The sequence below is a fragment of the Sphingomonas sp. TDK1 genome (assembly GCF_001650735.1).
Classification (GTDB): domain Bacteria; phylum Pseudomonadota; class Alphaproteobacteria; order Sphingomonadales; family Sphingomonadaceae; genus Sphingomonas.
Window position 1 is genome coordinate 248,371 of the sequence record NZ_LXVY01000034.1, and the last position, 12,843, is coordinate 261,213.

The 12,843-nt window shown below is 65.6% G+C and carries 12 protein-coding genes; 3 read left to right on the forward strand and 9 right to left on the reverse strand.

From position 1 onward, the window contains the following. The first annotated feature begins 20 nt into the window (after positions 1 to 20). On the forward strand, positions 21 to 500 hold the full coding sequence (locus A7X12_RS17830; protein ID WP_064312789.1) for an RNA pyrophosphohydrolase: 480 nt from the start codon (positions 21 to 23) through the stop codon (positions 498 to 500). A 6-nt stretch (positions 501 to 506) separates the two neighbouring features. Here the strand turns inward: A7X12_RS17830 and A7X12_RS17835 are convergent, their stop codons facing one another. From A7X12_RS17835 to A7X12_RS17870, 8 genes are all read right to left on the reverse strand, one after another. After that, positions 507 to 1,166, reverse strand: a complete 660-nt coding sequence (locus A7X12_RS17835) for a hypothetical protein (protein ID WP_064312790.1) — start codon at positions 1,164 to 1,166, stop codon at positions 507 to 509. 168 nt (positions 1,167 to 1,334) lie between these two features. Beyond that, positions 1,335 to 3,347, reverse strand: coding sequence for an acetyl-CoA carboxylase biotin carboxylase subunit (locus A7X12_RS17840; protein ID WP_064312791.1), 2,013 nt, complete (start codon positions 3,345 to 3,347; stop codon positions 1,335 to 1,337). Further along, positions 3,347 to 3,541, reverse strand: a complete 195-nt coding sequence (locus tag A7X12_RS26385; protein WP_064312792.1) for a hypothetical protein — start codon at positions 3,539 to 3,541, stop codon at positions 3,347 to 3,349. The genes A7X12_RS17840 and A7X12_RS26385 overlap by 1 nt, the downstream gene beginning before the upstream one ends. Before the next feature lies 1 nt (position 3,542). Further along, complete coding sequence (bioB, locus tag A7X12_RS17850) at positions 3,543 to 4,553, reverse strand: biotin synthase BioB (protein WP_064312793.1); 1,011 nt, start codon at positions 4,551 to 4,553, stop codon at positions 3,543 to 3,545. Beyond that, on the reverse strand, positions 4,550 to 5,494 hold the full coding sequence (locus A7X12_RS17855; protein WP_064312794.1) for a heme-dependent oxidative N-demethylase family protein: 945 nt from the start codon (positions 5,492 to 5,494) through the stop codon (positions 4,550 to 4,552). The genes bioB and A7X12_RS17855 overlap by 4 nt, the downstream gene beginning before the upstream one ends. Beyond that, the gene (scpA, locus tag A7X12_RS17860) at positions 5,491 to 7,629 is read right to left on the reverse strand and encodes a methylmalonyl-CoA mutase (RefSeq protein WP_064312795.1); all 2,139 of its coding nucleotides are present in this window, start codon (positions 7,627 to 7,629) and stop codon (positions 5,491 to 5,493) included. Before scpA ends, A7X12_RS17855 begins: the two co-directional genes overlap by 4 nt. An 87-nt stretch (positions 7,630 to 7,716) precedes the next feature. After that, positions 7,717 to 8,136, reverse strand: coding sequence for a methylmalonyl-CoA epimerase (gene mce, locus A7X12_RS17865; protein WP_064312796.1), 420 nt, complete (start codon positions 8,134 to 8,136; stop codon positions 7,717 to 7,719). Between the two features lie 23 nt (positions 8,137 to 8,159). Continuing rightward, complete coding sequence (locus tag A7X12_RS17870) at positions 8,160 to 9,686, reverse strand: acyl-CoA carboxylase subunit beta (protein WP_064313051.1); 1,527 nt, start codon at positions 9,684 to 9,686, stop codon at positions 8,160 to 8,162. Positions 9,687 to 9,789: 103 nt separating this feature from the next. Between A7X12_RS17870 and A7X12_RS17875 the strand changes: the two genes are divergently transcribed. Further along, positions 9,790 to 11,217: a helix-turn-helix domain-containing protein gene (locus A7X12_RS17875; RefSeq protein WP_064312797.1), complete on the forward strand. Its 1,428-nt coding sequence runs from the start codon at positions 9,790 to 9,792 to the stop codon at positions 11,215 to 11,217. Between the two features lie 66 nt (positions 11,218 to 11,283). Continuing rightward, positions 11,284 to 12,045, forward strand: coding sequence for a class II aldolase/adducin family protein (locus A7X12_RS17880; protein ID WP_064312798.1), 762 nt, complete (start codon positions 11,284 to 11,286; stop codon positions 12,043 to 12,045). Here the strand turns inward: A7X12_RS17880 and A7X12_RS17885 are convergent. After that, the gene (locus tag A7X12_RS17885) at positions 12,042 to 12,842 is read right to left on the reverse strand and encodes a DODA-type extradiol aromatic ring-opening family dioxygenase (RefSeq protein WP_064312799.1); all 801 of its coding nucleotides are present in this window, start codon (positions 12,840 to 12,842) and stop codon (positions 12,042 to 12,044) included. The genes A7X12_RS17880 and A7X12_RS17885 overlap by 4 nt on opposite strands. Between the last annotated feature and the right edge of the window lies 1 nt (position 12,843).

Below are 12,843 nucleotides of genomic sequence, written 5' to 3' on the forward strand. Positions count from 1 at the left end.
CTTCGCCTTAGGAGCGCCATATGACCGATCCCGCTTTGCTCCCCTACCGGCCCTGCGCCGGCGTCATGTTGCTCAATCGCGAAGGGCACGTGTTCGTTGGCCAGCGGCTCGATTCGACGCTGGATGCGTGGCAGATGCCGCAAGGAGGTATTGATCCTGGCGAGGATGCGCTGGACGCCGCGTTCCGCGAGCTTTGGGAGGAAACGGGCGTCGCCCGCCATCATGTGGAGCTGATCGCCGAAGCCCCGGAGGAACTGCGATATGACCTGCCGGAGGATCTGGTCGGCAAGGTCTGGAAGGGTAAATGGCGCGGCCAGCGTCAACGCTGGTTCCTTCTCCGCTTCCTGGGGGAGGACGGCGATATCGATATCGTTACCGCTCACCCCGAATTCCGGGCATGGCGCTGGGCGGAGCCTGCCGACCTTCCCGAGCTGATCGTGCCGTTCAAGCGTGCGCTGTACGAAAGACTCCTGGAGCTGTTCGCCCCCCACCTGGGCTGATTGCGCTCAGGCCGCGGGGCGGCGCGCCGGCATCACGGCGAAGGACAGGCCGGTAATGGTGCCAAGCACCACACCGGAAACCACGCCGCCTACCAGTCCCCGGAAGGCGATTTCAAGGCTGGTGGGCGATGCGCTGCCCACCGAAGCCGCAACGTAGATGCAAGGAAGCGCCGCGCCCCAGCCAACAGCGTTGACGGCAATCCACCAGTGCGCCTGTCCTGCGGCACGGCGCAGGATCAGCGCCTGCGCGATCCCGAACAACAGCCCCAGGCCCAGTCCGAAACCCGCGGCCGCCACCGCCGTCTGGAAAAGCGTTGCGACGGCAGGCAACAGCGGGTCACCGTCGAGCGACGGGAAGACGGCATACCAGGCGGCAACCGACCATACGAAGATACCGACGATGGTCGTCGCGATCACCCAGGCGCGAAGGTCGAGCGCAGGGAACTGGCGACGCAGTGCCCAACCCTGCAACAGGCCGAGCACCATACCCTGGATCAGCCCACTGGACGCTTTCGCAAAGAAAATGAACCATTCGGAAACCGCCCCGATCGGCACTGGATCGAACCGGTCCACCGTTACCCACCACAAAGCCGCTGTTGCGATGCCAAGCAATTCGCCCGCCGCGCACGCTTCGATCCAGCGGGTGAAGCCATCGTCTTCCTGCACGTTGCCTTCCTCTGCGGGCGCGCGGCCTTGATTTAGGAACCGTCGAGCGTGTTCCTCGTATCGCGATTGAGACACGAGTTTGCCAAAGGCGACAACCCCAGAATCAAGGAAAGCGCAATCCAGCTATCGTTGCGTACTCGTATCGATTTGGGACTTATCGTACGCAGGTCATTCGAATTCCAGGATAGCTGCGTCGACCGAGAGACTCTCTCCCGGTTCGAAATGCGCATGCTTCACCGTACCCGCGCGCTCGGCCCTAAGGATATTTTCCATTTTCATCGCTTCGATGACCGCGAGCGCCTGCCCCGCTTCGACCTTGTCGCCGGGCTGGACGTGGAGGCGGGTGAGCAGCCCCGGCATCGGCGCAAGCAGATATTTGCTCATATCCGGAGGAATCTTCTCGATCATGTGATCGCGATATTGCGCGACGTGGGGCGGTAACACTTCCACCAGATGTGCCGCACCGTGCGCGGTGAGTTTCCACCCGGTCCGCGTGCGGTCCACGCCGGCAGCAAACTCCACACCGTTGAGTCGCGCGATGAACTGCGGGTCGCCCGCACGCCAGCGCCCGGAAACTTCCAGCGGCGGCTCGTCCGGCGAGAGGTTGACCAACGCGCCGGAATCGCAGCCGTCGACGGTCACGTCAAAACGGCGCTCACCGATCTGGATCGTCCGCGCGGTTGAAGTTTGCGCAGGCGTGCCGAGCTGGCCAGAAATCTCCGCGGCCCGGCCGGATCTATCCAGATCCAGCAGCACGGCAACAGCCGCAAGCCTGCGCACCAGATCTTCTTCCGCAGGCGCACCGTGGAAGCCATCAGGATATTCCTCGGCGATGAAGCCGGTGGTGAGCTCGCCCGAGCGGAAACGCGGGTGCTGCATGATCGCCGAGAGGAAATCGATATTGTGGCCGATGCCGTCGATGCGGAAGCGGTCGAGCGCCTGCACCTGCAGCGCCGCCGCCTCGTCGCGGGTCGGCGCCCAGGTGATCAGCTTGGCGATCATCGGATCGTAGAACATGCTGATCTCGGAGCCTTCGGTCACGCCGTCGTCGACGCGGATATAGCCCTCGCCTGCGGTCTCGGCCGTTGGTGGCCGATAGCGCACCAGCCGGCCGGTACTCGGCAGGAAACCGCGATACGGATCCTCGGCATAGACGCGGTTCTCGATCGCCCAGCCGTCTAGCTTCACCTCGTCCTGCGTGAAGGCGAGCTTCTCCCCCGCTGCGACGCGGATCATCTGCTCGACCAGATCGAGCCCGGTGATCGCCTCGGTCACCGGATGCTCCACCTGGAGTCGGGTGTTCATCTCGAGGAAGTAGAAGCCCTGCCCGGTCTTGTCGGCGCCCGATACGATCAGCTCGACCGTGCCCGCGCTGTAATAGCCGACGGCCCGCGCAAGCGCGACTGCCTGCTCGCCCATCGCCTTGCGCATTGCGGGCGTGACGAAGGGCGACGGGGCCTCCTCGACCACCTTCTGGTGGCGGCGCTGGATCGAGCATTCACGCTCGTTGAGATAGACGATGTTGCCGTGCTGGTCGCCCAGCAGCTGGATCTCGATATGGCGCGGGCTCTCGATGAACTTCTCGATGAACACGCGGTCGTCGCCGAAGCTCGCCAGCCCCTCGCGCTTGGTCGCCTCGAAGCCTTCGCGGACGTCCTGCTCGCTCCAGGCGAGGCGCATGCCCTTGCCGCCGCCGCCGGCCGAGGCCTTCATCATCACCGGATAGCCGATCTCGGATGCGATGCGCACCGCATGCTCGGTATCGTCGATCTCGCCCAGGTAGCCGGGCACGACATTGACCCCCGCTTCCTTGGCGAGCTTCTTCGACTCGATCTTGTCCCCCATCGCCGCGATCGCCCCCGGCGGCGGGCCGACGAACGCGATGCCCGCCTCGGCGCAGGCCTTGGCGAAGCTCTCGCGCTCGGAGAGGAAGCCATAACCGGGGTGGATCGCGTCGGCGCCGGTCTCCTTGGCGGCGAGCAGGATCAGGTCCGCCTTGAGATAGCTCTCCGCCGCCGGCGCGGGCCCGAGCCGCACCGCCTCGTCCGCCATCCGCACATGCGGCGCGCGGGCATCCGCATCCGAATAGACCGCGACCGTGGCGATGCCCATTTTCTTGGCGGTGCGCATCACCCGGCACGCGATTTCGCCACGGTTGGCGACGAGGATTTTATTGAACATCAGAGCTTTAGTACCCCTAGTAGCCAAAGGCTGACGACAGCCAGGGCGGCAATCAGAAGAATAAGCGGCGGCCAGACGATGGCGCGGTAGAGCCAAGGCCGCCGCAGTTCGAGCCGGAGCATGGAGGGGCTGTTCGCCCAATCGACGAAGGGGAAGGCAATCGCCCGCCAAAGCCAATCGAGCTCGTGCGGCACGTTACTCCGCCGCCTCCAGCTCCACCTTGCACTCCGCGGCCATCGGCGTGATGCCGAGGCGCGCGAACAGCGCGGCGTCCTTGTCGTCGCCGGCATTGCCTGCGGTCAGCAGCTTGTCGCCGGTGAAGATCGAATTGGCGCCCGCGAGGAAGCAGAGTGCCTGGGTCGCATCGCTCATGCTCTCGCGGCCGGCCGAAAGGCGGACCATCGAGCGCGGCATGGTGATGCGCGCCACCGCCACGGTGCGGACGAATTCGATATCGTCGATCTTGGCAAGCGGGGTGTCGGCCAGCATGTCGCCCAGCACCGTGCCCTTCACCGGCACCAGCGCGTTGACCGGCACGCTCCCCGGATGCACCGGCAGCGTCGCCAGGGCGTGGATGAAGCCCACCCGGTCGCCGCGCGTCTCGCCCATGCCGACGATGCCGCCGCAGCACACGTTGATGCCCGCCTCGCGGACATGCTCCAGCGTCTCCAGCCGTTCCTCGAAGCTGCGGGTGGTGATCACCTCGCCATAGCGTTCGGGCGAGGTATCGATATTGTGGTTGTAGTAATCGAGCCCGGCATCGGCGAGCGTCTTCGCCTGGTCGTCGGTGAGCATCCCCAGCGTCATGCAGGTTTCCATGCCCATCGCGCGCACGCCCTTCACCATCTCGACGATGGCGCCCATGTCGCGGTCCTTGGGGTTGCGCCAAGCGGCGCCCATGCAGAAGCGGGTCGAGCCATGGTCCTTGGCCTGCGCCGCCGCCTGCAGCACCGCGCGCGGATCCATCAGCTTGGTCGCCTTGAGGCCGGTATCGGCATGCACCGACTGGCTGCAATAGCCGCAATCCTCGGGGCAGCCGCCCGTCTTGATCGAGAGCAGCGTCGAGCGCTGGACCTGGTTCGCCGGATGGTTGGCGCGGTGGACTTCGGCCGCGCGGAACACGAGCTCGGTGAACGGCAGGTCGAACAGCGCGGCGATCTCGTCGCGGGTCCAGTCGGTGCGGACGGGGGAGGATTCGAGGGTCAAGCAAGCAACTCCGGTGAACGGTTACGCCGCTCGGCATAGCGGGTGAGGGCTTCGGCGTAAAAGGGCGCAGCGCGGCGTTCGTGTTCGCCGCTGCCGATCCCCGCGACGGACTGAGCGACGCGCGCGACGGCACCGTCGCTCAGGCGATCGAGCGGCTCGACATGGATGCCGATGGTGAACAGCACTGCCCCGCTTTGGGGCAGGCGGCGGAGCGTCTGGCGTTCGCAGCGGACGAACAGGGTCTCGCCTGCATATTCGGCGGTCACATGCGCAAAGCGGACGTCGGGTTCGTCCTGCGGCAGGTAGCGCCAGGCATCGCTCGCCACGACGAACCAGTTGGTACGACCGAAGATCGCGCCCGGCTGGAGCGTGGCGAAGAAATGGTCGACGCCCGCGGCCAACTGCTCGGCATAGCCATGGATCGGCGCGTGGATGGGGGTAAGCGCGTGACCGAGCTTTTCGTGCAGGTGCCAATCGGTCGGGAAAGCCAGTGCGGCGGCGGTGAGGCGGTACTGGCCGTTCGCATCCGGTGTGAGGATGCACAGATCCTCCCACACGCCTGCAGCGGCGCTGCGGAGCGCGGCGGCGGCGCGAGCGGTCCTTCCCTCCAAGCCGTCATCCCGGCGAAAGCCGGGATCCATTGCCCGCTCCGGTTCGACTCCTGCCCCAAAGGTTGTGGCGAATGGATCCCGGCTTTCGCCGGGATGACGGCTGTGAAGGTCGCGGTGCGAGAGCATCCCCACGACCTCGTTCACAGCGGTCTCCGCCTCCGGCAACACCTGCACGCAGCCGGGCTCGGCCGCGAACGTTGCCGCGCGCGCCGCCAGATCCGCCCCCGGCGTAAGCCACTCGGCTTCGGGCACTCGAACCAGCCCCATGCGCAGCGCCCCTCCGCCGCGAGTGCGCGGGATCAGCGCCTCGACGGAGAAGCCCAGGCTCATTCGGCGGCGGCCTCGAGCGGCGGCATGTTGTGGCCGAGTAGGCGCAGCACGTCCGCCGCGCACTCGACGACGTTCGAGCCCGGCCCGTAGATTCCCTGCACGCCCGCGGCGCGCAGCATCTCGTAATCCTGCGGCGGGATCACCCCGCCAGCGATGACCTTGATGTCGCTGCGCCCCGCCTCGCGCAGACCGCGGATTAACTCGGGGATCAGCGTCTTGTGCCCGGCCGCAAGGCTGGACGCGCCGACGACGTCGACACCGCTGTCGAGCGCCAGCACTACGGTTTCCTCCGGGGTCTGGAACAAGGGCCCGCTGACCACCTCGAAGCCCATGTCCGAAAAGGCCGAGGCGATCACGTTGGCGCCGCGATCATGCCCGTCCTGGCCCATCTTGGCGACGAGCAGCCGTGGCTTGCGCCCGAGCCGGCGCTCCACGGCCTCGACGCCCCGCAGGACTTCCGCCCAACGACTGTCTTCCGCATAGGGTGCCGCATAGACACCCTTCACCGGCGTCGGCTGCGTGGCGTAGCGGCCGAACACGTCTTCCATCGCCGCGCTGATTTCGCCCAGCGTCGCCCGCGCCCGCGCCGCGACCACGGCCAGTTCCAGCAGATTGCCGCGAGCCTTCGCGCCCTCGCGCAACGCATCGAGCGCCGCCTTGCAGGCCGCTTCGTCTCGCGATGCCTTCACCCGCTGGATGCGGGCGATCTGGCCCTCGCGTACGGCGGCATTGTCCACCTCGAGCGTTTCGAGCAGGTCCTCGCTCGCCGGCCGGTACTTGTTGACACCGACGATCACATCCTCGCCGCGATCCACCCGCGCTTGCCGTGCTGCGGCAGCCTCCTCGATCATGGCCTTGGGCCAGCCGGCGGCGACCGCCTTGGCCATGCCGCCCTCGGCTTCGACTCGCTCGATGATCTCCCAGGCCTTGTCGACCAGCTGCTGGGTCAAGCTCTCGACATAATAGCTGCCGCCCAGCGGATCGACGACCTTGGTCATCCCCGTTTCTTCCTGCAGCACGATCTGCGTGTTGCGGGCGATGCGGGCGGAGAAGTCGGTCGGCAGCGCGATCGCTTCGTCGAGCGCGTTGGTGTGGAGGCTCTGGGTACCGCCGAGCATTGCCGCCATCGCCTCGATCGTGGTGCGGATGACGTTGTTGTAGGGGTCCTGCTCGGTGAGCGACACGCCCGAGGTCTGGCAGTGGGTGCGCAGTATCTTCGAGCGCTCGTCCTGCGCGCCCGCTTCCGTCATCACCCGGTGCCACAGCACCCGTGCGGCCCGCAGCTTCGCCACTTCCATGAAGAAGTTCATACCGATTGCGAAGAAGAAGCTCAGACGCCCTGCGAACTTGTCGATATCCAGCCCGCTGGCAACACCGTACTTCACATATTCCATGCCATCGGCGATCGTGAAGGCCAGTTCCTGCACCTGGGTCGCGCCGGCTTCCTGCATATGGTAGCCGGAGATCGAAATGCTGTTGAATTTCGGCATCTTCGCGCTGGTATAGGCGAAAATGTCTGAAATGATCCGCATGCTCGGTTCGGGCGGGTAGATATAGGTGTTCCGAACCATGAACTCCTTGAGGATGTCGTTCTGGATCGTGCCTTCGAGCTTCTCCTGCGGAACGCCCTGCTCCTCACCCGCGACGATGAAGAAGGCCAGCACCGGGATCACCGCGCCGTTCATCGTCATCGAAACCGACATCTGGTCGAGCGGGATGCCGTCGAACAGGATCTTCATGTCCTCGACCGTATCGATCGCCACGCCGGCCTTGCCGACATCGCCGACCACGCGCGGATGATCGCTGTCATAGCCCCGATGCGTGGCAAGATCGAACGCGACCGACAGGCCCTTCTGCCCCGCGGCCAGGTTGCGGCGGTAAAAAGCGTTCGATTCCTCGGCGGTGGAGAAGCCGGCATATTGGCGCACGGTCCACGGCCGGCCTGCATACATCGACGCGCGCACGCCACGGGTAAACGGGGCGAAGCCCGGTAGGCCGGGATCGACACCTGCCACATCGTCCTGGGTATAGAGCGGCTTGACCGCGATACCTTCGGGCGTTTGCCAGGTGAGATCCTTGCCCTTCACTTCCTTCGAAGCGGCGGCGGACCATTGATCGAGCGTGGGTTTAGTCATGCCGAGTGTTCCTGCGAAAGCAGGAGTCCAGGATTGCAAGCGCATCGCCCGTGGCTCTGGGCTCCTGCGTTCGCAGGAGCACGGGGGTCAGTGCTGCGCACGGGGACTCTCCATAATTTCCGTCAAGATCCCGCCCATATCCTTGGGGTGGACGAAGAAGATCGGCGTGCCATGCGCCCCGATGCGCGGTTCGCCGAGCACCTTGCAGCCCTTGGCCTCGAACCAGGCCTTGGCTTCGTGAATATCTGGCACCTCGTAGCAGAGGTGATGCTGGCCCCCGGCCGGGTTCTTCGCGAGGAAACCATGGATCGGAGACGCCTCGCCCAGCGGTTCGATCAGCTCGATCTGGCTGTTCGGCGTATCGACGAAGCACACCTTCACCCCCTGCGCGGGCAGGTCAAACGGCGCGCGGATCACCTCTGCGCCCATCACGTCGCGATAAAAGGCGATCGAGGCTTCGATCGACGGCGTCGCAACGCCGACATGGTTGAGACGGCCGAGTTTCATCGCGTTCCTCGATCAGTGCCGCGTCACAGCGGGATGTTGTCGTGCTTCTTCCAGGGGTTTTCGAGCTGCTTGTTCCGCAGCTTGCGCAAGCCCAGCGCGATCCGCCGCCGCGTCGAGTGCGGCATGATTACCTCGTCGACAAAGCCCTTGCTCGCCGCCACGAACGGGTTGGCGAAGCGCGCCTCGTACTCGGCGGTGCGCTCGGCGATCTCCTCCGGTGTACGCCCCCGGAAGATGATCTCCACCGCGCCCTTGGCCCCCATCACCGCAATCTCGGCGGTCGGCCAGGCATAGTTGAGGTCGCCGCGCAGATGCTTGGACGCCATGACGTCATAGGCGCCGCCATAGGCCTTGCGGGTGATCACGGTGATCTTCGGGACCGTGGCTTCCGCATAGGCGAAGAGCAGTTTGGCGCCATGCTTGATGATGCCCGAATGCTCCTGGCCGACACCGGGCAGGAAACCGGGTACGTCGACGAAGGTGACGATCGGGATCTCGAACGCGTCGCAGAATCGAACGAAGCGTGCAGCCTTCTTGGAAGCATTGATATCGAGGCAGCCCGCCAGCACCATCGGCTGGTTGGCCACCACGCCCACCGTGCGCCCCTCCATTCGGCCGAAACCGATCAGGATGTTACCGGCATGCGCGGGCTGCAGCTCGAAAAACTCGCCCTCGTCCAGAGTCTTCCGGATCAGCTCGTGCATGTCGTACGGCTGGTTGGCGTTGGGCGGTATCAGTGTGTCTAGGCTCTCGTCGATGCGATCCCAGGGATCGTCGCAGGGCCGCTCGGGCGGGGCCTCGCGGTTCGAGGCCGGAAGGAAGTCCACGAAGTCGCGGGCCGCGAGCAGCACCTCGATATCGTTCTCGAAGGCGACGTCAGCGACCCCCGACTTCGTGGTATGCGTCACCGCTCCACCCAGCTCCTCCTGCGTGACGATCTCGTTGGTAACGGTCTTCACTACATCCGGGCCGGTGACGAACATATAGGACGAATCCTTCACCATGAAGATGAAGTCCGTCATTGCGGGGCTGTAGACCGCGCCGCCGGCGCACGGCCCCATGATGAGCGAAAGCTGGGGCACCACGCCCGAGGCCAGCACGTTGCGCTGGAACACCTCGGCATAGCCGCCGAGCGACGCGACGCCCTCCTGAATCCGCGCGCCGCCGCTGTCGTTGAGGCCGATCACGGGCGCGCCGACCTTCATCGCCATGTCCATGATCTTGCAGATCTTCTGCGCATGCCGCTCTGAAAGCGAGCCGCCGAACACGGTGAAATCCTGGCTGAATACGAAGACGAGGCGACCGTTGATCGTGCCCGACCCCGTGACCACGCCGTCGCCGGGGATAACTTGATCCTGCATGCCGAAATCGGTGCAGTTGTGCTCGACATACATGTCGAGCTCCTCGAAGCTGCCTTGGTCTAGCAGCACCTCAAGCCGCTCGCGCGCCGTCAGCTTTCCCTTGGCGTGCTGAGCGTCGATCCGCTTCTGGCCGCCGCCCAAACGGGCAGCGGCACGACGGCGTTCCAGTTCCTCGATCGTCGACGACATCGGCATTCTCTCCGTGAACGCGGCTTGTGCACCGGGCCATGGGACACTCGCAAATGCAATGTTGCAAAGTTGCGGGGCAGCGGTTTGCAGACTATGCGAACCCATGACTACCCAGCTTCCGCCCCCGCCCCGCCGCCGCCTGTTCGAAGGCTTTCGGCTGCGCGAGTTGCGCCGCCGCCTGAGCATCCCCCAGGCCGGGATGGCGCAGCGGCTGGGCATCTCCGTCTCCTATCTCTCGCAGATCGAGAACAACGACCGGCCGATCACCGACGGGGTGCTGCTGGCGCTCGCCCGCGAATTCCCGGTGGAGGCGGCCGAGATCAACGGCGAGGGCGGGACCGCCGCGCTGCTCCGCGCGATCGACGCGGCGACCGACAGCAGCGTGGGCGCCGACCGGATCGACGAGGCCGATATCCGCCGCGGCATCGAACAGCAGCCCCTGCTCGCCCGAAGGATGGTGGCACTGCACGACGCCTATCGCCGAAGCCAGGAGCAGCTTCGCGTGCTCGACGACCGGTTCGATACCGGCTCGGGCGACGCCGCGCCGCTGCCTTGGGAGGAGGTGCGCGACTGGTTTCAGGCCGAAGGCAATTACATCGACGCGATCGATCGATCGGCCGAGCTGCTCGCCGATGCCCTCGCACTCGACGACGACAATGTGGTGCGCGCCTTCGAGGACCGGCTGCGGCTTTGGCACGGGGTCCGGGTCATCGGTGCGCAGGGCGACGGCAGCGAGCTTAGCCGGTTCGACGAAAACGCGCGTACCTTGGCGCTCAACCACGCTCTGCCACCGGAAAGCCGCGCCTTCCTGCTCGCCCACCGACTGGTACGCTACGAATTCGCCAACGAGATGCGGCTGGTGATCGACCGCGCCGGGCTCGCCTCACCGGCCGCACGCGAACTGCTGAGCGTCGGCCTCGCCAATTACGCGGCGGGGGCGCTGCTGATGCCCTATGGCCGCTTTCGTGCAGCGGCCTACGAAGTTCGCCATGATATCGATCGCCTCCGTCAGCGCTTCGCGGTGAGCTTCGAACAGGCGTGCCATCGGCTTTCGACGCTCCAGCGCCCCGGGGCGCAAGGGCTGCCGGTGTTCTTCTGCCGGGTCGACATGGCGGGCAACATCACCAAGCGCCACTCAGCCACCCGACTGCAATTTGCGGCACTCGGCGGTGCCTGTCCGCTGTGGATCGTGCATGAGGCTGTGGCGATTCCCGATCGCATTCTGGTCCAGCTCGCCGAGATGCCGGACGGCACCCGCTATGTCTCGATGGCCAAAGGGCTGGTGAAGCCCTCGGGTAGTTTCAGCCGCCCGCCCCGTCGCTATGCGGTGGCGCTGGGGTGCGAGGAGACGCATGCCGCGGACTTCGTCTATGCCGACGCGCTGCGAACCGGCGGCGCCGCGACGCCGATTGGCGCCTCGTGCCGCATCTGCCCGCGCCTCGACTGCGACCAGCGCGCCTTCCCGCCCGCCGGATCGATGATCGAGATCGACCCCGATCGCCGGCGGGCGGTGCCCTACGGTTTCCGCTGATGCTTGCGGGGCTTCCCCGCTTCATGGCATACCCAAAGCTCGAAAACAGAAATTTGGAGAGGTGTCATGGCAACCGCGCTCGCCCCCACGTCTCAGGCCAGCGACGCCGAATGGGAGGCGCGCCAACAGCTCGCCGCCTGCTACCGCGTGTTCGACATGCTCGGCTGGTCCGAGATGATCTACAACCACATCACGGTGAAGCTGCCGGACCAGGAAGGCGCCTTTCTCATCAATCCCTTCGGGCTGCACTTCAGCGAAGTGAAGGCATCGAACCTCGTCAAGATCGACATCGACGGCAACAAGCTCGACGACTCGCCCTATCCGGTGAACCGCGCCGGCTTCGTTCAGCACTCGCTATTCCACCGGCACCTGCCCGACGCGCATTGCATCATGCACAGCCACACCACTGCCGGTATGGCGGTCGCATCGTTGGAAGGCGGGCTGCGGCCGACCAATTTCTACGCGTGCAACTTCATCGGCCAAATCGCCTACCATGATTTCGAAGGCGTCACCGTGCGCGACGAGGAAGGCGAACGCTTGCTGGCCCATTTGGGGGACAAGCGCGTGATGCTGCTCCGCAACCACGGCATCCTCGCCATGGGGCGCACCCTGCCCGAGGCGTTCGTCAAGCACTGGGCATTGCAGCGCGCCTGCGAAATCCAGGTCGCAACGATGAGCATGGGCCAGCCGATCGAGATTTCGCCGGAAGTGGTCTCCGTCCACCAACGCGACGTCCACATCGCGCAGGTCCCCGGCGGCCCGGGTGCTGCGGACTTCGCGGCGATGGTCAGGCTGGTCGACCGGATCGACCGCAGCTGGCGCGATTAGCCGAAGCGGAAGCCGCTCACCGCCCACCCGAAGACGTGATCGCGATAGTCGCAGATGGCAGGGCCGTCGCCGCCCGCGCCGAGCGCGACCATCAGTGGCAAGAGGTGCTCCTCGCGGGGATGCGCGAATTCGGCATAGGGCAGGTCCCGCCATGCGATGATTCGGGCTTCCCGACGCAGGGGATCGGGGTCCGTGGCGGCCTCGACCAGTGCCTCGTCCCATGCATCGGCACCGGGCGTCGCCTGCGGCCCGCGGACGCGCAGATTGTGGAAGCTCATGCCGGAGCCGACGATCAGCACGCCCTCGTCGCGCAACGGTGCCAGCGCCTTGCCGATTGCGACATGAGCTGCGGGATTGAGGTCCGCCCGCAACGACAATTGCGTCAGCGGAATATCGGCTTCAGGCACCGCGACCTTCATCGGGATGAAAACGCCGTGATCCCAGCCACGCTCGCGTTCGACTCCCGTCGGGAAGCCTGCGGTGTCGAGCAGCGCCTTTGCCCGCAACGCTACCTCTGGCGCGCCGGGAGCATCCCAACGCAGATGATACGTGTGTTCGGGGAAGCCGTAATAGTCGAACAGCAGCGGCTGCCCTGCTCCGACATGCACGGTAACGTCGGGCTCCTCCCAATGCCCGGACACCAGCAGGATCGCTCGTGGTCGCTGCGGCAGGCGTTCGATCAGCCCTGCAAGATATGCCTGCATCGGCTGCCACATCGGATCAGCAGGGCCGCCTGCTGGATCCATGAAGAAGCAGGGGCCGCCGCCATGGGGCACGAAGAGCGTGGGCAAGGTCATC